Annotated in this window: 2 protein-coding genes (1 of these 2 only partly in view); both read right to left on the bottom strand. The window is 64.5% G+C overall.

Annotated features, from left to right (window positions below):
* Positions 1 to 10,197 carry the 5' portion of a non-ribosomal peptide synthase/polyketide synthase gene (locus NWV16_RS10045; protein ID WP_260522889.1) on the bottom strand. 4,860 nt of this gene lie to the left of the window's left edge, so 10,197 of the gene's 15,057 nt are visible here — the first part of the coding sequence; it begins with the start codon at positions 10,195 to 10,197; its stop codon lies off the left edge, out of view.
* Positions 10,197 to 22,607, bottom strand: a complete 12,411-nt coding sequence (locus NWV16_RS10040) for a non-ribosomal peptide synthetase (protein WP_260522888.1) — start codon at positions 22,605 to 22,607, stop codon at positions 10,197 to 10,199. The genes NWV16_RS10045 and NWV16_RS10040 overlap by 1 nt, the downstream gene beginning before the upstream one ends.

Genomic DNA, 22,607 nt, shown 5'->3' with positions numbered 1-22,607 from the left:
GTCGATGGCCGCTTCGGTCGGGCCGTACAGGTTGAACAGACCGGCCTGCGGCAGTTTGGCGAACACCTGAACCTGCGCATCCACCGGCAGCGCCTCACCGCTGCAGACGATGCGCTTGAGACCGGTGCAGCTCGACACGTGGGTGTCCTGCAGGAAAGCCTGCAGCATCGACGGCACGAAGTGCAGCGTGGTGACACGCTCGGCGTTGATCAGCGCAATCAGCTTCGCCGGATCGCGATGGTCACCCGGTGCCGCGACCACCAGTCGGGCGCCGGTCATCAGCGGCCAGAAGAATTCCCACACCGACACGTCGAAGCTGAACGGGGTTTTCTGCAGCACGGTGTCGCTGGCGTCCAGACCGTAGGCCTGTTGCATCCACATCAGGCGGTTGGTCAGGGCGCGATGGGCGTTGCCCGCGCCTTTGGGCATACCGGTGGAGCCGGAGGTGTAGATCACGTAGGCCAGGTTGCCGGCGTCGTATTCGACCTGCGGGTTGTGCATCGGCCACCCGGCGAAGTCCGCGCCAGCGGGTTCCAGGCACAGGGTCTGTACGCCATCGGGAATCGGCAGGCTGGCCAGCAAGTGCGGCTGGGTCAGCAACTGGTCGATGCCGCTGTCGGCAATCATGTAGCTCAGGCGATCACGCGGGTATTCCGGGTCCAGCGGTACGTAGGCGCCGCCGGCCTTGAGGATCGCCAGCAGACCGATGACCATTTCCAGGCTGCGCTCGACCGCAATACCGACCAGCACATCCGGGCCGACCCCACGGGCGATCAAGCCATGGGCCAACTGGTTGGCGCGGGCATTGAGCTGTGCGTAGCTCAGGGTCTGGCCGGCGAACACCAGCGCCGGTGCGTCCGGGGTGCGCAGGGCCTGGGCTTCGATCAGGGTGTGTACGCCCTGCTCCAGTGGATAGTCGATGCCAGTGGCGTTCCACTGCTCGACCATCAAACGGCGGTCGGCGCTGTCGAGCAGGTCCAGCGTGCCGAGCAAGGCCTCGCCCGACTGCACCATCTGCTGCAACAGGTTGTGCAGTTGCGCGCTCAATTGCTCGATCACCGAATCGGTGAAGTGTCCGCGCTGGTAGCTGTAGTGCAGCGACAGCTCATCGCTGACATTCACCGCCAGCGTCAGCGGATAGTTGGTCTGCTCGTGGTTGTCGATGCCACCGAAACGCAACTCCTGCGGTGCGCCCTGCTCCAGGGCCTGGGACACGGGATAGTTTTCGAACACCAGAATGTTGTCGAACAGGGCTTCACCGCTCTGCCCGGCCCAGCGCTGAATATCGAACAACGGCGTGTGTTCGTGCTCGCGCAGACCGATGTTCTGCGCCTGTACACGTTGCAACCACTGGCCGACGCTGTCGTCCGAACGCGGGCTGGCGATCACCGGCAAGGTGTTGATGAACAGGCCGATCTGCTGCTCGACGCCCTTGAGTTCGGTCGGACGCCCGGCCACGGTGGCGCCGAACGCCACGCTGTCCTGCCCGGTCAGGCGCTGCAACAGCAGCAGCCATGCGGCCTGAAGCAAGGTGTTGAGGGTGACCTTCTGCTGCCGGGCGAACTCGCCCAGACGTCGGGTCTGATCGGCATCGATGAACACGTAGCGCTCACCATGACCTTCACGCGACTCGTCGCTGCGCTGGGCCTGAATCGCCTGGGCCAGGCGGGTCGGCTCCTGCAGGTTGGCCAGTTGCGCGGTCCAGTAGTGTTCGCTGACGCTGGCGTCCTGACGTTGCAACCATTCGATGTAGTCGCGATAACGCCCGGCGGGCGCCGGCAGGGTTTCACCGGCATAACGCTGGAGGACTTCACCGAGCAGCTGCGAGTTGCTCCAGCCGTCCATCAGGATGTGGTGGTTGGTGTAAATCAGGTGACAACGCCGCTCGTCCAGACGCACCACGACCATGCGCAGCAGCGGGCCGTGACTCAGATCGAAACCTTGCGCCTGCTCGCTCGCGGCCAACTGATCCAGGGCTGCCGGATCGGCACTGCGATCACGCCAGTCGAGCACGCTGAACGGCATCTCCAGTTGCTTGTGCACCACCTGCACCGGACGCGCCACCTGGCCTTGCCAGACAAAACTGGTACGCAGGATGTCATGGTTATCCACCGCCGCTTGCCAGGCCTGCCGGAAGCGCTGCGGGTCGAGACCTTCGACGTCGAGGCGAACCTGGTTGATGTAATCGCCGGTTGCCTGTTCGTACAGGCTGTGGAACAGCATGCCCTGCTGCATTGCCGACAGCGGATAGATATCGGCAATCTGCGGAGCCGGTAGCGGCAGACTGTCGAGTTGTGCCTGGGTCAGGCCGGCCAGCGGGAAGTCCGACGGGGTCAGGCCTTCCACGCCCGGCGTCAGGCAGTGGGCGATCAGCGCGGCCAGCTCATCGGCGTAGTCGCGGGCCAGGGCCTCAATGGTGGCGCGGTCGAAACGTTCTTCACTGAAGGTCCAGCCAACGCTCAGTTCACCGCCATACACCTGACCGTTGAGGGTCAGCCAGTTACCCAGCGGTGCATCCGGGCTCTGCTCCAGGCCGGCATTGTCCGGCGCCGGCGCGAACAGCGCGCCGTCATCGGCTTCGAAACTGCCGTCGAACTGGCCAAGGTAGTTGAAGGTGATGCGCGGAATCGGCAACGCCTTCAGGCTGTTTTGCGCGTCGGCGTTACCGAAGTGACGCAACGCCCCGAAACCGATGCCTTTGTTCGGGATCGAGCGCAATTGCTCCTTGATCTGTTTGATCGACTCCCCCGCGCCCTCGGCCGGGGTCAGGCGCACCGGGAACAGGCTGGTGAACCAGCCCACGGTACGGGTCAGGTCGACACCGTCGAACAGCTCTTCGCGACCATGGCCTTCCAGTTGAATCAGCGTCGACGGCTGCCCGCTCCAGCGCCCGATCACCCGGGCCAGCGCGGTCAACAGCAGGTCGTTGACCTGAGTGCGATAGGCCGCCGGGGCTTCTTGCAGCAACTGCCGGGTCAGTTCCGCGCCGAGGCGGGTCTGCACGGTTTGCGCCAGCCGGTTTTGCTGGCCGGCATCGCTGCGTTTGCACGGCAGATCGGTGCTGACGTCGCTCAGGCAGGCCTGCCAGTACGCCAGTTCTTCCTGCAACGCCGGGCCGTTGGCGTAGCGCTGCAAGTGTTCGCTCCAGTCCTTGAAGGCGCTGGTCTTGGCCGGCAGGCTCGGGGCCTGACCGCTGAGGGCTTGCTGATAAGCGGTTTGCAAGTCTTCCAGCAGAATCCGCCATGACACGCCGTCCACCGCCAGGTGATGGATCACCAGCAACAGGCGTTGGCTGCCATCGGCCAGATTCGCCAGCACCGCCCGCAACAACGGGCCGTTTTGCAGGTCGAGGCTGCGCTGGGCGCGGTTGCCCAAGGCTTCGAGATCCGCGATGTCGGCAATGCTTTCCTGCCAGAGCAGGCTTTGCGGCAACGCATCGACCGGCAGGTGTTCGGCCTGCCAGCCGCTGCCCTGCTGACGGAAGCTCAGACGCAAGGCATCGTGATGGATGACCAGAGCACGCAACGCCTGCTCGACCTGTTCGGCCGACAGCGATTGGCGTGGTTTGAGCAGCACCGACTGGTTCCAGTGGTGGCGCTCGGGAATGTCATCCTCGAAGAACTGCTGCTGGATCGGCAACAGCAACGCCGGGCCGGTGACCGCTTGCTGATCGACGGTCGATTCGCTGTCACCGGTCTGCGCGACCAGCGCCAGACGCTGCACGGTCTGGTGCTGGAACAGGTCTTTGGGGTTCAGACGGATGCCGGCCTGACGGGCGCGGCTGACCACCTGGATCGAGATGATCGAATCGCCGCCCAGCTCGAAGAAGTTGTCGTGCAGACCGACTTGCGGCAGCTTCAGCACGTCCTGCCAGATCTCGGCCAGGCGCTGTTCCAGTTCGCTTTGCGGGGCCTGATAGGCCTGCTGCGCCTGGCTGGCGTCCGGGGATGGCAAGGCACTGCGATTGAGTTTGCCGTTGGCGGTCAGCGGCAATTGTTCGAGCAGCAGCAAGTGCGCCGGGATCATGTGGTCCGGCAGGTTTTCCTTGAGCGCGGCCCGCACGCTGTCGCGCCATTGACCCTGTTCGGCAGCGTCGGCGTCGAGCAATGCAACATCACTCGGCACCAGGTACGCCACCAGTTGCTGACCACTGAGGCCCGGTTGCGCCAGCACCACGGCCTGACGCACGGCGGTTTGTTCCAGCAACTGCGCTTCGATCTCACCGAGTTCGATGCGAAAGCCGCGAATCTTCACCTGATGGTCGATCCGCCCGATGTATTCGATCACGCCGTCGGCGCGATAACGCGCCAGGTCACCGGTGCGGTACAGACGCCCGCCATCGGCGGCAAACGGATCGGGAATGAAGCGCAACGTGGTCAGATCCGGGCGGTTCAGGTAACCGCGAGCCAGACCGGCGCGACCGACGTACAGCTCGCCGATGCAACCCTTGGCCACCGGGTTCAGGTCGCCATCGAGCAAGTACCAGGACAAGTCCGGAATCGGCTCGCCGATCGGGCTGCTGGCATCGCGTTGCAAGTCGGCGAAGGAGATCGGCCGGTAGGTCACGTGGACCGTGGTTTCAGTGATGCCGTACATGTTGATCAGTTGCGGGGCCTGATCGCCGAAGCGCTCGAACCATGGGCGCAGGCTCTTCACCTCCAGCGCTTCGCCGCCGAACACCACGTAACGCAGGCACGGTTGCACCGCCGTGTGTTCCGGAGCGCACGCCACTTGCATCAGTTGCTTGAATGCCGATGGCGTCTGATTGAGGACGGTGACGCCTTCACGGCACAGCAAGCCGTAGAAATCTTCCGGCGAACGGCTGATCTCGTAAGGCACCACCACCAGTTTGCCGCCGTACAGCAGCGCCCCGAAGATCTCCCAGACCGAGAAGTCGAACGCATAGGAATGGAACAGGCTCCATACGTCCTGCGGGCCGAAGTCGAACCAGGCATCGGTGGCTTCGAACAGGCGCAGCACGTTGCGGTGAGCCAGCAAGGTGCCCTTCGGCTGACCGGTGGAGCCGGAGGTGTAGATCACGTAAGCCAGGTTGTCCGGGCTCATGTTCACTTGCGGATTGGCGTCGCTGTAGCTTTCCAGACCATCGCGATCCTGATCGAGCATCAGGCTGCGCACGGTGTCCGGCACCGGCAGACGACCTAACAGATGACTCTGGGTCAGCAGCAGGCCGATGCCGCTGTCGCCGATCATGTAGGCCAGACGTTCTTCCGGGTAGCTCGGATCAAGCGGCACGTAGGCGCCACCGGCCTTGAGAATCGCCAGCAGGCCGACGAGCATTTCCAGACTGCGCTCCACCGCCAGGCCGACGCGCACGTCCGGCCCGACACCGCTGGCAATCAGCTTGTGAGCCAACTGGTTGGCGCGGCTGTTGAGCTCGCCGTAGCTCAGGGTCTGCTCACCATAAGTCACGGCGATTGCTTGCGGCGCACGCGCGGCCTGCGCCTCGATCAGTTGAGGCAGGCACGCTTCGCTCGGGAAATCGGTGACGGTCGGGTTCCATTGCAGCAGCGTGGCCTGACGTTCGGCGGCGTCATGCAGCGGCAGCTCGGCGATGCGCTGACCACAGTCCGCGATGATGCCGTGCAGCAGATTCGTCCAGTGCTGCGCCAGACGCTCCATGGTGTCCGCGTCGAACAGGTCGGTGGCGTAGGTCAGTTCGGCCCAGACGTTGTCCGTCGATTCGAAGGTATCAAGGGTCAGGTCGAACTGCGCGGTGTGCGACACCCAGCTCAGGCCTTCGATCTCGACCTTCGGCAGACGCGTCGCGCCTTGTGCCCGACGGGCCTGACTCTGGTGGTTGTGCAACACCTGGAACAGCGGGCTGTGGCTGAGGCTGCGCTCCGGTTGCAACGCATCGACCAGTTGCTCGAATGGCAGGTCCTGATGGGCCTGGGCGCCGAGCACAGTGTGCTTCACCTGCTGCAGCAGGCTGCGGAAGGTCTGCTGACTGTCGAACTCGGCCTTCAGCACCTGGGTGTTGACGAAAAAGCCGATCAGGCCTTCGGTCTCGACCCGGTTGCGGTTGGCCACCGGCACGCCGACGCGAATGTCGGTCTGACCGCTGTAGCGATGCAGCAGGGTCTGGAACGACGCCAGCAGCAGCGCGAACAGGGTGACGTTTTCCTGTTGCGCGACCTGTTTCAGGCCGGCGACCAGTTGCGCGCTCAGCGGGATGTCCTGACGTGCGCCCCGGTAGCTTTGCTCCGGCGGACGCGGACGGTCGGTCGGCAGTTCCAGCAACGGCTGATCGCCGTCGCCCAGTTGCGCGGTCCAGTAGCTCAGTTGGCGCTCGCGCTCACCGGCGTCCATCCACTGGCGTTGCCATACGGCGTAGTCGGCGTACTGCACCGGCAACGCCGGCAATTGCGCAGTCTTGCCTTCGCTGTACGCGGCATACAGCGCCACCAGTTCGTTGACCATGATGCCCATCGACCAGCCGTCGGAGACGATGTGGTGCAAGGTGATGATCAGTGCGTGGTCATCGGCGGCCAGGCGCAGCAGTTTGACCCGCAGCAGCGGGCCTTTCTGCAGGTCGAACAGATGCAGGGTTTCTTCGGCGACCAACGCTTGCAACGCGGACTCATCCAGCTCGCTGTCGAGGCTTTCAACAGCAATCTCCAGCGAAGCCTGCGCCTGGATCACTTGCAGGGTCTGGCCCTGCTCCTGCACAAAGCAGGTGCGCAGGGATTCATGGCGGGCGATCAGTGCATCGAAGCTGCGCTGCAACGCCGGCAGGTCCAGCTCACCGCGCAGACGCAGCGCCGCCGGCACGTGGTAGGCGGTGCTGGTCGGTTCCAGTTGCCAGAGGAACCACTGGCGTTCCTGAGCGTAGGACAGCGTCAGCGGCTGCAGACGCGGCAGCGCGACGATCGGCGGCTCCTGCTGCGCCTGCTCGACCCCGAGGGCGGCGACGAAGTCTGCCAGGGTGCTGTGTTCGAACAAAGTGCGCAGCGGCACTTGCACATTGAGCGCCTGACGCACTCGCGAGACGACCTGGGTCACCAGCAGCGAATGGCCGCCCAGCTCGAAGAAATGGTCACTCAGCCCTACCTGTTCCAGTTTCAGCACCGCCTGCCAGATCTCGGCGACGGTGTGCTGGGTGGCGGTCTGCGGCGCGATGTAGGCCGATTGCATCTGGTTGGCGTCCGGCGCCGGCAAGGCCTTGCGGTCGACCTTGCCGTTGGGGGTCAGCGGCAGTTGCGCGAGGAACAGCACGTGCGCCGGCACCATGTACTCCGGCAGTTCAGCCTTGAGGCTGGTCTTGAGCGCGGCGCGCAACGCGGCTTCGCCATCGGCGTCCAGCGCTTCTCCGGACGCCGGCACCACATAGCCCACCAGTTGCGGGCCGGTCGGGCCATCCTGAGCGACCACCACCGTTTCGCGCACGCTGTCGAGCGCCAGCAGGCGCGCTTCGATTTCCCCCAGCTCGATGCGGAACCCCCGGATTTTCACCTGGTGGTCGATCCGTCCGATGTATTCGATCACGCCCTCGGCGCGGTAACGGGTCAGGTCACCGGTGCGATACAGACGCTCGCCGGTGGTCGAGAACGGGTCCGGCACGAAGCGTTCGGCGGTCAGCGCAGGACGCTGGAAATAACCCCGCGCCAGACCATCGCCACCGATCAGCAGCTCGCCCGGCGCGCCGGGCGGATTGAGTTCCAGATCACTGCCGAGGATATACAACGCCGTGTTGTCGATCGGTTTGCCGAGGAACGGACGACTGTTGTCCGGGCTCAGCGGATGCAATGCCGACCAGATGGTGGTTTCGGTCGGACCGTAGAGGTTCCAGACCTGCGGCGAACGCGCCAGCATGCGTTGCGCCAGCTCCTGGGGCAGCGCTTCACCGCCGCAGAGGAAGGTGCGGCCATCGAGAATCGCGGCGTGTTCGTTGTCCAGCAGCATGCGCCAGGTCGAAGGCGTGGCTTGCAGCATCGTCACGCCGTGGCGGTGGATCAGTTCGAGCACCGCTTGCGGGTCCTGATGCACGTCCTTGCCGGTCAGCACCACAGCGGTGCCGGCCAGCAGCGGACCGTAGATTTCCAGGCCGAAAATATCGAAGGAGAACGTGGTCAGCGACAGCATGCGATCCGCCGCAGCGATGCCCGGTTGCCCGACCATGCTCGCGACGAAGTTGCTCAGGGCGGCGTGGCGCACCATGACGCCCTTGGGCTTGCCGGTAGAGCCGGAGGTGTAAATCGTGTAGGCCAGATGCTCGCCGGTCACGGCCACCTCAGGCGCTGCGGTCGGGTACGCCGCCAGCCAGTCCTGCGGTTGATCCAGCAATACCGTGGCCAGACCCGCCGGGATCGGCAGTTGCATCTGCAAGTGCGACTGGGTCAGCAGCAGCGCGAGGCCGCTGTCCTCGATCATGTAGGCCAGACGATCTTCCGGGTAGGCCGGGTCCAGCGGTACATAAGCACCGCCGGCCTTGAGGATCGCCAGCAGGCCGACGATCATTTCGACGCTGCGCTCGACCGCGATGCCCACCAGCCGATCCGGGCCGACGCCCAGCTCGATCAATTTGTGCGCGAGTTGGTTGGCGCGGGCGTTCAACTGGCCGTAAGTCAGCACAGCCTCGCCAACGATCAGCGCGGTGGCTTCAGGGGTTCGCTCGGCCTGCAAAGCAATGCGTTGCTGCACGCACGGGGCCGGCGCAGCGTGATCGACCACGCGTTTCCAGTCCTGCAACAACACTTGATGTTCGGTGGTTTCCAGCAGCGGCAGTTCGCCGACGCGCTGGTGCGGCGCGGCGACAATGCCGTGCAACAGGTTCAACCAGTGACGCGCCAGGCGTTCGATGGTTTGCGGCTTGAACAGGTCGGTGGCGTAAGTCAGCTCCGCCGCCACGCCGTCGCTGGACTCGTAGGTGCCCAGCGTGAGGTCGAACTGCGCGGTGCGGCCCTCCCAGACGATGTCCTCGACACTCAGTTGCGGCAGTTGCACCTGACTCTGGCGCCGGGTCTGGTCGTTGACCGCCTGGTGGTTGTACATCACCTGGAACACCGGGCTGTGGCTCAGGCTGCGTTCCGGTTGCAGGGCTTCGATCAGTTGCTCGAACGGCAGGTCCTGATGGGCCTGGGCAGCCACCGCCGACTGCTTGACCTGGGCCAGCAATTGATTGAAAGGCAGTTGTCCGTGGACGTCCGCGCTCAAGACCTGAGTGTTGACGAAGAAGCCGATCAGACCTTCGGTTTCCACCCGGTTGCGGTTGGCAGTCGGCACGCCGACGCGGATCTGCGACTGGCCGCTGTAGCGATGCAGCAAGGCCTGGAACGATGCCAGCAGCACCATGAACAGGCTGGCGCCTTCGCGCTGGGCCAGTTGCTTGAGGGCATCACCCAACGCGGTCGGCAGGTTCAGATCGAGGCGTGCGCCCCGGAAACTCTGCACCGCCGGGCGCGGATGATCGATCGGCAACTCCAGCACCGGCTGTTCGCCGCCGAGGGTGTCGATCCAGTATTTCAGCTGCCGTTCACGCTCGCCGGCCTCCAGCCAGTGACGCTGCCAGATCGCGTAGTCGGCGTACTGCACCTCAAGCGGCGGCAGGTTCAGGGACTGGCCGCTGGTGTCGGCGGCGTAATGCTTGATCAGCTCGCCGACCAGCACTTGCATCGACCAGCCATCGGAGATGATGTGGTGCTGGATCAGCGCCAGCACATGATCGTCCTCACCGACCTTGAGCAACGACACCCGCAACAGCGGGCCCTGCTGCAGGTTGAAGGGTCGTGCGGTTTCCTGTTCGACGAAAGCCTTGATCGCGGCGTCGACATCTTCACCGGACGCCTGCGTCTCGACGGTGATGCTCAGCGGCATCTGCTCGTGAACCTGCTGGCAGAAGGTTTCACCCTGCTCGACAAACGTGGTGCGCAGGCTTTCGTGGCGGGCAACCACCGCGTTGAAACTGCGTTCCAGCGCCGCGACATCCAGCGTGCCCTTCAAGCGCAGGGCGCTGGGGATGTGATACGCGGTGCTGTGCGGGTCCATCTGCCACAGGAACAACTGGCGTTCCTGGGCGTAGGACAGCGGGATCGCCTCGAAGCTTGAGCGAGTTTCCGGAATCGGCAGGTTGGCCGGCGAGACGCCCTCTTCGAGCATCTTTTCCAGGTAGAGCTTACGTTTGTCCAGCGGCAGAGTGATAAAGCGCTTGGCAATCCTCAAAGCAACACTCGTGTCCATCAGAACTCCTCCATATCGTCAAGCAGGGCTTCCAGCTTGTTCAGTTTCTGTTCGTTGATTGCCCCGCCTCCTGTATCGAGCCGAGCGACAAAGTCGCCCAGGACGGGGTGCTGGAATAGCAGTTGCGGCGTCAGCGTCAGGCCCAGTTCAAGGGCGATGCGCGACACGACATTGACCGCCAGCAGCGAGTGCCCGCCGAGTTCGAAGAAATGGTCGTTCAGACCGATGCGTTCCACGGTGAGCACTTGCTGCCAGATTGCCGCGACCTGTTGCTCAAGCTCCGATTGCGGCGCGACATACGCGGCCTGCATCTGGCTGGCATCCACCGCCGGCAGCGCCTTGCGGTCGAGCTTGCCGTTGGGCGTCAGGGGCAACTGCTCGAGGAACAGCAGGTGCGCGGGAATCATGTAGTCAGGTAACGAAGACTTGAGGCCAGTCTTTAGTCCGTCGCGCCGTTGTCGCTGCGCTTCACCGTCGTACACGTCCAGTTGTGCAGCGACCACGTAGGCCACCAATTGCGCGCCGCCGTCGGCCTCGACCGCCAGCACGGCCGCCTCGCTGATGCCCGGTTGCGCCAGCAGGCGTGCTTCGATTTCGCCCAGTTCGATACGGAAACCACGGATTTTCACCTGATGGTCGATCCGTCCCATGTACTCCAGTTCGCCGTCCTCGCGCTGACGGATCAGGTCGCCGGTGCGGTAGAGACGCTCGCCGTTGCGGGCGAACGGATTGGGCACGAACTTCTCGGCGGTCATCGCCGCTTTGCCCAGATAACCACGTGTGACGCCGGCGCCGGACAGATACAGTTCGGCCGACACACCCTGCGGCACCGCTTGCAGATCGGCATCGAGCAAGTGGCTGGCGGAGTGATCCAGGGCTCGACCGATTCGCGCCTGACCACCGGCGGTGCGGCGGGTCCAGGTCGAGTAAGTGGTGTCTTCCGACGGGCCGTACAGGTCGTAGACATGCTCGATGTTCGGCTGCTGATAGAGCACATCCACCAGCCCTTGCTTGAGCGGCTCGCCCGCCAGGTTGATGATCCGCACGCCTGGCGGAATCTGCCCGGCCCGTTGCAGCGCGTTGATCGCCGACGGCACGGTGTTGATCAGGCGCACCTGATCCCGCGCCGGCAGTTGCGGCAGTTCCAGCGCGTTACGGGCGATGATCAGCGAGCCGCCGTTGGCCAGGGTCACAAACAGCTCCCACACCGACAGGTCGAAGCACACCGAGGTCGAGGCCAGCACGCCCTGGATGTCATCGCGGCGGTAGACCTTGGCCGACCAGTCGATCAGCGCCATGACGTTGCGATGGGCGATCGCCACGCCTTTCGGCTTGCCGGTGGAGCCGGAGGTGTAGATCACGTAGGCGAGGTTGTCCGGGGTCACTGCGGTTTGCGGTGTCTGAACCGGATAGCCGTGGAGTTCAACTTGATCCAGCAACAACACTTGCGTGTCGGACGGCACGCTCAACGTGGCAGCCAGTTCCTGCTCCGTCAGCAGCACTCGCGCACGGCTGTCTTCGAGCATGTGCGCCACGCGGTCGGCCGGGTAGTCCGGGTCCAGTGGCACGTAGGCGCCACCGGCCTTGAGCACCGCCAGCAAGGCAATCAGCAACTGCTCGGAACGTGGTAACGCCACGCCCACCCGCACTTCCGGGCCGACGCCGAGTTCGATCAGCTTGTGCGCGAGACGGTTGGCCCGCACATCCAGTTCGGCGTAGGTCAGTTGCGTGTCGGCGAAGGTGACGGCCAGCGCATCCGGAGTCGCGGCGACCTGACGGGCGATGCTCTGGTGGATGCACAGATCGGTGACGAAATCGCTGTGAACCGCAGCCGTTTCGAGCAGATGCAACTCGCTGAGCGAGCGCTCGCCCGCCTCGGTCATTTGCTCAAGCAAACGCTGCAAGTGCTCGCCCAGTTGCGCCACGCTGACGTCGGCAAAACGGTCGCGCTGATAGCTGAAGTGCACCGACAATTCGGCCCCCAGATGCACCAGCAGGGTCAACGGGTAGTTGGTCTGCTCGTGATTTTCCACAGGGCCGAATCGCAGGCCTTGCGGTGCGCCTTGCTCCAGCGCTTCGGCGATCGGGTAGTTCTCGAACACCATCAGGCTGTCGAACAACGCGTCACCGCCCTGCCCGGCCCAGCGCTGGATCTGTGCCAGCGGCGTGTGTTCGAACTCGCGCAGCGCCAGGTTCTGCGCCTGCACGGCCTGCAGCCAGCTGGCCAGGCTCTGCTGCGCTTGCGGCGCGGCGATCACCGGCAAGGTGTTGATGAACAGACCGACCTGCTGCTCGGCCCCCGGCAGATCCGCCGGACGCCCGGCGACAGTGGCGCCGAACGCCACGCAATCCTTGCCGGTGTAGCGTTGCAACAGCAGCAGCCAGGCAGCTTGCACCAGGGTGTTGACGGTGACTTTCGAGGCCCGGGCGAACTCACCCAGACGCTGGGTCAGACCGGCATCGAGTACCTGGAAATGATCACCGTAACCGACGCTCGGCAGACCGGCATTCGGCCGCGCAATGGCATCGGCCAGACGGGTCGGCTCCTGCAGGTTGCCCAGCGCCGCCAGCCAGAAGGCTTCGGCGGTGGCGGCATCCTGACGCTGCAGCCAGGCAATGTAATCGCGGTAACGCCCGGTCGGACACGGCACCGCTTCGCCGCTGTAGTGCTGCAACACTTCGCCGAGCAACTGCGCACTGCTCCAGCCGTCCATCAGGATGTGATGGTTGGTGTAGATCAGGTGGTGCCGGTTTTCGGCGACGCGCACCAGCACCAGCCGCAGCAACGGTGCGCGGGTCAGGTCCAGGCCTTGCGCACGTTCGTCATCGGCGAGTTTTTTCAGCGCGGCATCGAGGTCGGACTGGCCGCTCCAGTCGAGTACGCGGAACGGCACGTCGAGCTGACGCTGCACCACTTGCAGCGGTTGCTCCAGATCACCCTGCCAGACGAATCCGGTACGCAGGATGTCGTGGGCATCCACCGCCGCTTGCCACGCGGCGCGGAAACGCTGCGGGTCGACGCCATCGACATCCAGGCGCATCTGGTTGATGTAGTCGCCGTTGCCGTGTTCGAGCAGAGTGTGGAACAGCATGCCCTGCTGCATCGGCGACAGCGGGTAGATGTCATCGATGGCCTGCGGTTGCGGCGCCAGCACGTCGAGCTGGGCCTGGGTCAGGCTCGCCAGCGGGAAGTCCGACGGGGTCACGCCACGGTTGGCGCGGTCACAGCAATGGGCGATCAGCGCGGTCAGTTCTTGCAGATAGTCGTCGGCCAGACGCTGGATAGTCGCCGGCTCGAACATCTCGCGGCTGAAAGTCCAGCTCAGGTCCAGCTCGCCGTTGAACACCTTGCCGTCGAGGGCCAGCGGGCTGCCCAGCGGACCCTGCATATTCACTTCTTCGCCACCGGACTCGCTGGTCGGCACGAACAGCGCGGCGTCGCCCGCCTCGAAACTGCCGTCGAACTGGCCCAGATAATTGAACGTCAGGCGCGGCGTCGGCAGCGCTTGCAGAGTGGCCCGGGCGTGGTCGTCACCCAGGTGCGCGAGAGCGCCGAAGCCGATGCCTTTGTTCGGGATCGCCCGCAGTTGTTCCTTGATCTGCTTCAGCGAGGTGCCGAGGTCAGCGACCGGGGTCAGCTTTGCCGGGAACAGGCTGGTGAACCAGCCCACGGTGCGGGTCAGATCGACGTGATCAAACAAGTCTTCGCGACCGTGCCCTTCCAGTTGCACCAGCACATGATCGTCGCCGGTCCAGCGCACCATCACCCGGGCCAATGCGGTCAGCAACAGGTCGTTGACCTGAGTGCGGTAGGCCGCCGGGGCTTCCTGCAACAGCTGGCGGGTCAGGGTTTTGTCCAGCGGCGTGCGGATCGCCATGGCCTGGCAATGCTGCTGACCACCCTGCGGGTTGTCGCACGGCAATGCATTCGATGTGCCTTGCAGTTGCTGTTGCCAGTAGCCCAGCTCGGCTTGCAACGGCGCACTGCCGGCGTAGCCCTGCAAGGCTTCGGCCCAGGCTTTCACCGCACTGGTCCTGGCCGGCAGTTGCACGGCTGCGCCCGACTGAATCTGCCGGTAAGCGCCTTGCAAGTCTTCGAACAGAATCCGCCACGACACGCCATCCACCACCAGGTGATGAACCACCAGCAGCAGACGCTGGCTGCCATCGGCCAGGTTCGCCAGCACCGCGCGGATCAGCGAACCGTCGCTCAGTTGCAGGCTGCGCTGGGCCTTGTTGCCGAGGACTTCGAGGGCCGCCGGATCGGCGACGTCCACCTGCCACAGTACGGTTTCGCCTGCCTGGTTTTCGATATCGCGGTACTGCACCGTCCAGCCCCGGGCCCGCTCGACAAACGCCAGGCGCAAGCTGTCGTGATGCGCCACCACGGCATCCAGCGCCTGCTCAAGAACAGCCGCATCCAACGCTTGAGTGGTCTTGAGCATCACCGACTGGTTCCAGTGATGACGGTCAGGAATCGGCTGCGCGAAGAACCACTGATGAATCGGCAACAACGCGGTTTCACCGGTCACCGGTTGCTGATCGATCGGCTGCACCGGCTCGCCGGTCTGCACCACATTGGCCAGCGCCTGAATGGTCTGGTGCTGGAACAGGTCTTTGGGGGTGAAGCGCAATCCGGCCTGACGGGCACGGCTGACTACCTGGATCGAGATGATCGAATCGCCGCCCAACTCGAAGAAGTTGTCGGTCAGACCGACGCGCTCCAGCTTCAGCACGTCCTGCCAGATCGTTGCCAGTTGCTGCTCCAGTGCGCTTTGCGGTGCCACGTAGGTTTGCTGCAACTGACTGACGTCAGGCTTCGGCAGGTTTTTGCGATCAAGTTTGCCGTTCGGTGTCAGCGGCATGCGCTCGAGGGTCAGCACGTAGGCCGGCACCATGTGCGCCGGCAATGTGGCCTTGAGTTGCGCCCGCAATTGCTCGGCGAAATCCGCCTGTTGCGAGTCGCCGACCACGTACGCCACCAGTCGTTTGCTGCCGGCGCTTTCCTGCGCCACGACCACCGCTTCGCGCACGCCATCGAGGGCTTGCAGACGAGCTTCGATCTCGCCCAGTTCGATACGGAAACCCCGGATCTTCACCTGATTGTCGATACGTTCGAGATAGTCGAAGGTGCCGTCGGCGCGCTGGCGCACCAGGTCGCCGGTGCGGTACAGCACACCACCGGTCGTGCTGAACGGATCCGCGACAAAGCGCTCGGCGGTCATCGCCGGACGGTTCAGATACCCCCGGGCCACGCCGCTGCCACCGAGGTACAGCTCGCCGGCCATGCCTTGGGGCAGCAGGTTCAGATCGGCGTCGAGCACGTAGGCGCTGCGGTCGCCGATGCGGCTGCCGATCGGCGCATAGGCGGCGCCGCACGGCACTTCGCGACCGGCCTTCCAGATCAGCGGTGTGACCACGGTTTCGGTCGGGCCGTAACCGTTGATGATGTATTCCGGGTTGAGCGCACGTTTGACCCGTTCGAAACTGGCGCTCGGCACCGCATCGCCGCCGAAGCAGTAGATGCGCACCGGCGGCGGATTGCCCGTGCGCTCGGCGTGTTCGGCCAGCTGTTGCAGGTACACCGGCGGGAACGCGGCCACGGTCACGCCGTGTTCGATCATCGCGTTATAGGTCTGCTCCGGGGTCCACAGGCTGTCGTCGCGGATCAGCAGCGAGCCGCCGTGGGTCAGGCTGGTCAGCCAGCGCTCATGGGCGCCGTCGAAGGCGAACGACATGAAATGGAACTCGCAATCGCTGTCGCGCATTTCGTAGCGCTCGCCGATGGCCTGGCAGTGCATCGCCAGCGGCCCGTGGGTGACGCTGACGCCTTTCGGATTGCCGGTGGAACCGGAGGTGTAGATCACGTAGGCCAGATTGTCCGGATCCAGCGCCACCACCGGCGCCTGTGCCGAATGGCCGCTGAGGTCGAGGCGATCGAGCTCCAGCACGCTCATGGCGTCGTCGAGCGGCAGTTGCGCCGACACACGGGAGTCGGTCAGCAACAGTGACAGACCGCCATCCTGCATCAGGTACGCCAGACGCTCGCGCGGGTAGCTCGTATCCAGCGGCACATAGGCGCCGCCGGCCTTGAGCACCGCGAGCAAGGCAACGATCAGACCTTCACCACGCGGCATCGCCACGCCGACCCGCACTTCGGCGCGCACGCCACGGGCCACCAGTTCATGGGCCAAACGGTTGGCCCGCGCATCCAGTTCACCGTAGCTGTAATGCCTGCCATCGAAAATGACCGCCGTGCGATCCGGTTGCTGCACCGCCAATCGGGCGTAGCGCTGGTGTACCAGGATATCGACCGGATACGCCTGCGGATGGTTTTGCGCCTGCTGCCGCGCCTGTTCGTCGGCAGTGGCCAGGGCGATTTCACCGAGACGACGTCCGGCGGACTCGGCAAATTGTTCCAGCAGGTGCAGCAGCTGTGCGCTCAGGCGCTCGACAGTGGCGACGCTGAAATGCGTCTGGTCGAAGCTCATGTGCAGCGCGAGGGTTTCACCCAGCGTCACGCCGAGGGTCAGCGGATAGTGGGTCTGATCCTGGTTGGTCACTTCGCCGAATACCACGCCCTGGGCGGTGCCGTGTTGCAGCGCTTCGGAAATCGGGAAGTTTTCGAACACCAGCAGCGTGTCGAACAACGACTCGCCGCCCTGCCCGGCCCAGCGCTGGATGTTCGCCAGCGGTGTGTGCTCGAACTCGCGCAGCGACAGGTTCTGCGCCTGTACGGCTGCCAGCCACGCGGCCACGGTCTGATCGGGACGACTGCCGGCGATCACCGGCAAGGTGTTGATGAACAGGCCGACCTGTTGCTCGATGCCCACCAGTTCCGCCGGACGCCCGGCCACGGTGGTGCCGAACGCCACGCAGGCGCTGCCGGTGTAACGCTGCAACAGCAGCAGCCACGCGGCTTGCACCAAGGTGTTGACGGTGACTTTCTGTTCACGGGCGAAGGCGTTCAAACGAGCGGTGCGCGGTGCATCGAGCTCGTAATGCTTGAGCCGGTGACCGACTTCGCTGCGCACCTCACCCCCGCCGGCAGCGGCCTGCGCCAGCATCGCAGGCTCGTGGAAATCCGCCAGTTGTTGCAGCCAGAACGCTTCGCTGACGGCGGCGTCCTGGCGTTGCAGCCACTGGATGTAATCGGAAAAACGGCTGACCGGACGCGGCGGTTGCTGCCCGGCATAACGTTGCAGGACTTCGCCAAGCATCTGCGCGCTGCTCCAGCCGTCCATCAGGATGTGGTGGTTGGTGAAGATCAGGTGATGGCGGTTGTCGTCGATGCGAATCAGGGTCACCCGCAGCAGCCCGGGCCGGGTCAGGTCGAACCCTTCGGCCAGATCGGCAGCGGTGAAATTCTTGAGGGCCTGAGCGATGTCGCTGCGCTCGCGCCAGTCGAGCAGCGTGTACGGCAACGTCAGTTGGCGATGGATGATTTGCAGTTGTTCCTGCAATTGGCCCTGCCAGATGAAACCGCTGCGCAGGATGTCGTGGGCGTCCATGGTCGCTTGCCACGCCGCGCGGAAACGCTCGGGATCAAGGCCGTCGACATCTACGCACAGCTGGTTGATGTAGGTGCCGGTGCCCTGCTCGTACAAGGTGTGGAACAACATGCCCTGTTGCATCGGCGACAACGGATAGAGGTCTTCGATATGGGCGGCCGGCACCGGGATCGCGTCCAGTTGCGACTGATCGATGTGCGCCAGCGGGAAGTCCGACGGCGTCACGCCCATCGAATCCGCCTCGCAGCAATGGCGGATCAACGCTTGCAGTTCACGCTGGTAATCCTCGGCCAGCCGGGCAATGGTCGCCTCGTTGAATTGCTCGCGGCTGAAGGTCCAGCGCAGGTCGAGTTCGCCGTCATAGACCTGACCTTCGACGCCCAGCCAGTTATCCAGCGGCGCATCGGGGCTCTGCTCCAGCCCGGCGCTTTCACCGGCCGGGCTGAACAACGCGCCGTCCTCGGCATCGAAGCTGCCGTCGAACTGGCCCAGATAGTTGAAGGTGATGCGCGGCATCGCCAGGGCCTGGAGGCTGGCCTGGGTGGCGGCGTCACCGAGATGGCGCAGCACGCCGAAACCGATGCCCTTGTTCGGAATGGCGCGCAGTTGTTCCTTGATCTGCTTGATCGCCGCCGCAAAGGAATCCGCCGGTGTCAGGCGCACCGGGAACAGGCTGGTGAACCAGCCGACGGTGCGGGTCAGGTCGACATCATCGAACAGGTCTTCGCGGCCGTGGCCTTCCAGCTGGATCAGGGTGTCGGCGTGGCCGGTCCAGCGGCTGATGACCCGCGCCAGCGCGGTCAGAAGCAGATCGTTGACCTGAGTGCGATACGCCGCCGGGGCCTGTTGCAGCAACTGCCGGGTGAAGGCCTTGTCGAGGCGGCTGTGCAGCACGAGGGCATGACGGCTTTGCCGACTGCCTTGCGGGTTGTCGCAGGGCAGCTCCAGTGCGGCGCCGTCGAGCTGTCGTTGCCAGAAGCCCAGCTCAGCCCGCACGGCTTCGGTCGCGGCCCAGGCTTGCAGACGCTCACCCCAGGCTTTGTAGGCGCTGGTTTTCGGCGGCAGCTTGATGACAGAACCTTGTGCAGCCTGTTGATAAGCCAGCTGCAGGTCCTCCAGCAGAATGCGCCACGAAACACCGTCCACCACCAGGTGATGCACCGCGAGCAACAGGCGCTGGCTGCCATCGGCAACGGTTGCCAACACGGCACGCAGCAACGGGCCGTCTTGCAGGTTCAGGCTTTGCTGGGCTTTGGCGTACAGCGCTTGCACATCGGCATCGGGGAGGCTGTCGGCAGTCCACAACAGCTCCGGGTCGTGCGCCACCGGTGCTACCTCGGCACGCCAACCTTCGGCGTTTTCGACAAAACGCGACCGCAGGCCATCGTGATGGGCGACCAACGCGTTCAGCGCTTGCAGCAGAGCTTCTGCATTCAGGGTCTGGTGGCTACGCAACAGCACCGCCTGGTTCCAGTGCTGGCGTTGGGGAATTTCATCCTCGAAGAACACTTGCTGGATGGGCAGCAACGGCAACTCGCCGGTCACCGGGCCCTGATCGATGCTCACGTCGCCGCTGCCCTGCCGCGCCACGCTGGCCAGGCCTTGCACGGTCTGGTGCTGGAACAGGTCGCGGGGGCTGAAATGAATCCCGGCCTGACGCGAGCGGCTGACCACCTGAATCGAGATGATCGAGTCACCTCCCAGCTCGAAAAAGTTGTCGGTAAGGCCGACCTGTTCGAGCTTGAGCACGTCCTGCCAGATGTTGGCGATTGTCTGTTCCAGCTCGCTGCGCGGTGCGACGAACGTCTGCTGCATCTGGCTGGCGTCCGGCGCCGGCAAGGCCTTGCGGTCCAGTTTGCCGTTGGGGCTCAGGGGCAATTCGGCAAGGAACAGCAGCTGCGTCGGGATCATGTAGTCCGGCAGGCTGTCCTTGAGCTGCGCCTTGATCGCTTCCCGCGCCGCGCCCTGTTCATCGGCGTCTGCGACGACCACGGACGCGTCTTTCGGCACCACATAAGCCACCAGCTGCAGGCTGCTGCCACCCTGCACCGCCAGCACCACGGCTTCGCTGACATCGTCCAGTTCCAGCAGGCGCGCTTCGACCTCGCCGAGTTCGATACGGAAGCCTCGGATCTTCACTTGATGGTCGACTCGACCGACGTATTCGATCTGGCCATGGACGTTGTAACGCGCCAGGTCGCCGGTGCGGTACAGCCGTGCACCCGTGCCGGAAAACGGATCGGGAATAAAGCGTTCAGCGGTCAGGTCGGCTCGCTGGAAATAACCACGCGCCAGCAACTCACCGCCGATCAGCAACTCGCCGACCACACCGACCGGGGTTGGCTGACCGTCGGCGTCCAGCAGATACGTATGACGACCCGGCAGCGGCTGACCGATCGGCATTGTCAGCGGCAACGGCTGGCGACCGAAGACGTAGTCGCTGCAATCGAGGGTGGTGGCGGTGACCGTGGCTTCGGTCGGTCCGTAGGTGTTGAGCAATCTGACGTGCTCAAGACCGGCCTTACGCCAGGCTTGTACGCCTTCCGGCGGCATCGCTTCACCACCGCTGTGCACCTGGCGCAGCGCCGCGTAGTCACGGGGACCGGCGGCGGCGAACTCCTTGGCGATCATGTTCCAGTAAGCGGTGGTCAGGTCCATGACCGTGATGCCGTGCTCGACAATGTTCCGGTACAGGGTTTCGCTGTCCCACACCTCATTGCCGCGCAGTACCACCGAGGCGCCGCAGGTCAGCGGGCCGAACAGTTGCTCGCCGAAGGCATCGAAGTTGAAGGTCGCGAATTGCAGCGCACAATCGGCGGCGCTCAGGCCGTAGTAATGCTGCGAGGCGAACGCGTGTCTGCTCAGGGCACCGTGGCTGATGCCGACGCCTTTCGGGCGACCGGTGGAGCCGGAGGTGAACATCACGTAGGCCAGGTTGTCGGCCCACACGGCGCGGTGAGGATTGCTTTCGTCAGTGCTTTTCCAGACTTCAGGTTGATCCAGGCACAGGCTCAGGACGCCCTGCGGCACCGGCAAACGCTCGAGCAAATGGCTTTGGGTCAGCAGCAAGCGGCTGCCGCTGTCTTCGATCATGCCCAGCAGGCGATCACGCGGGTATTGCGGATCCAGCGGCACGTAAGCGCCACCGGCCTTGAGCACGGCGAGAATCGCGACGATCAGCTCCAGTCCGCGATCCACCGCCACGCCCACCAGCACCTCCGGGCCGACGCCTTGCGCCAGCAGCGTGCGCGCCAGACGATTGGCCCTGGCATTGAGCTGGCGGTAGGTCAGTCGCTGGCCATCGAACATCAGCGCGACGGCATCCGGTGTCTGTTCGGCCTGGGTTTCAAACAGTTGATGCACCGGGCGCTCACTCGGCCATTGCGCGTCGTGGCGCCCCCAATCCTTGGTCAGTTGTGTAAGTTCGGTCGATTCCAACAGCGCGAGGTCACCGACACGCTGCTGCGGATCGCTGGCGATGCTGCGCAGCAGGTTCGTCCAGTGGCGCGCCATGCGCTCGATGGTTGCAGGCTCGAACAGATCCGTGGCGTAGGTGAACGCCGCGTGCAGCTGCCCGCCCTTCTCGTAGGTGTCCAGGCTCAGGTCGAACTGGGTGCTGCGGCTTTCCCATTCGATGACGCCCAGCTCCAGACCGCTGCCAACCTTGAGCGTGGTGACATCGGCGACTTCCGGCTGGTGGTTGTACATCACCTGGAACAGCGGGTTGTAGCTGAGGCTGCGTTCCAGTTTCAGTGCCTCGACCAGTCGTTCGAACGGCAGGTCCTGATGGGCCTGGGCGCCGAGGGCGGTTTCCTTGAGGTCACGCAGCAGATCGGCGAAGGCGGTCTGGCCGTGCAGTTGCACGCGCAGGACCTGAGTGTTGACGAAGAAGCCGATCAGCCCTTCGATTTCCCGGCGGTTGCGGTTGGCGATCGGCACGCCGACGCGCAGGTCGCTCTGCCCGGTGTAACGGTGCAGCAAAATATTGAAGGTGGCGAGCAATAGCATGAACAGCGTCACCCCGTGCTGGCGGGCGATGCCGCGCAATTGCTCGACCAGCGCAGCGTCCACCACGCTTTCCAGACGCCGGCCCTGATGGCTCGGCAGCACCGGACGCGGGTGATCCACCGGCAACTCCAGCACCGGATGTTCGTCGCCCATCTGCGCCAGCCAGTAGTCGAGTTGACGCTGTTGCTCACCCGCCTCCAGCCAGCGGCGCTGCCACAGGGCGTAGTCGCTGTATTGCACCGCCAGCGGCGGCAGGTCGGCAGCACGGCCCTGATCGTGGGCGTCATAGAAACGGCAGAACTCGTCGATCAGCACGTTCATCGACCAGCCATCGGACACGATGTGATGCAGGGTCAGCAGCAACACATGTTCCTGCTCGCCCAGCTGCAACAGGCGCACCCGCAGCAGCGGGCCGTTGGCCAGGTCGAACGGCAGCAGCGATTGTTCCTGCGCGGCGGCGGCCACGCGGGTTTCACGTTCGGCGCCAGGCAAATCGCCGAGGTCGATGCGCTGGATGTCCAGCGGCTGTTGCAGCGGCACTTGCAGCAGGCTGTCGTCGGGCTGCTGCCGGAACACCGTGCGCAGGGTTTCGTGTCGCTCGATCAGGCTGGCGAAGGCTTGCTCCAGCGCGGTCTGGTTCAGGCGGCCGGTCAGGCGCACCGCCGCCGGCAGGTTGTAGGCACCGCTGTGCGGATCGAGATGCCAGAGAAACCACATGCGCTGCTGCGCGTAGGACAGCGCCTGCCGATCCTCGGCCTCGACCCCGGCCGGAATCGGAAACCTTGAAAAATCCACGCCTTCGCGTTGCAGGGCGGCGAGGAACATCTGGCGCTTTTCCAGCGGCAACCCGATAAACCGGCGAGCGAGTTTCAAGGAGTCATCAGCATTCAT

Source organism: Pseudomonas sp. BW7P1 (assembly GCF_024981055.1).
Classification (GTDB): Bacteria; Pseudomonadota; Gammaproteobacteria; order Pseudomonadales; family Pseudomonadaceae; genus Aquipseudomonas; species Aquipseudomonas bananamidigenes.
Note: the sequence above shows the minus strand (reverse complement) of the source record. Positions and strands in the feature narration are given on the sequence as shown.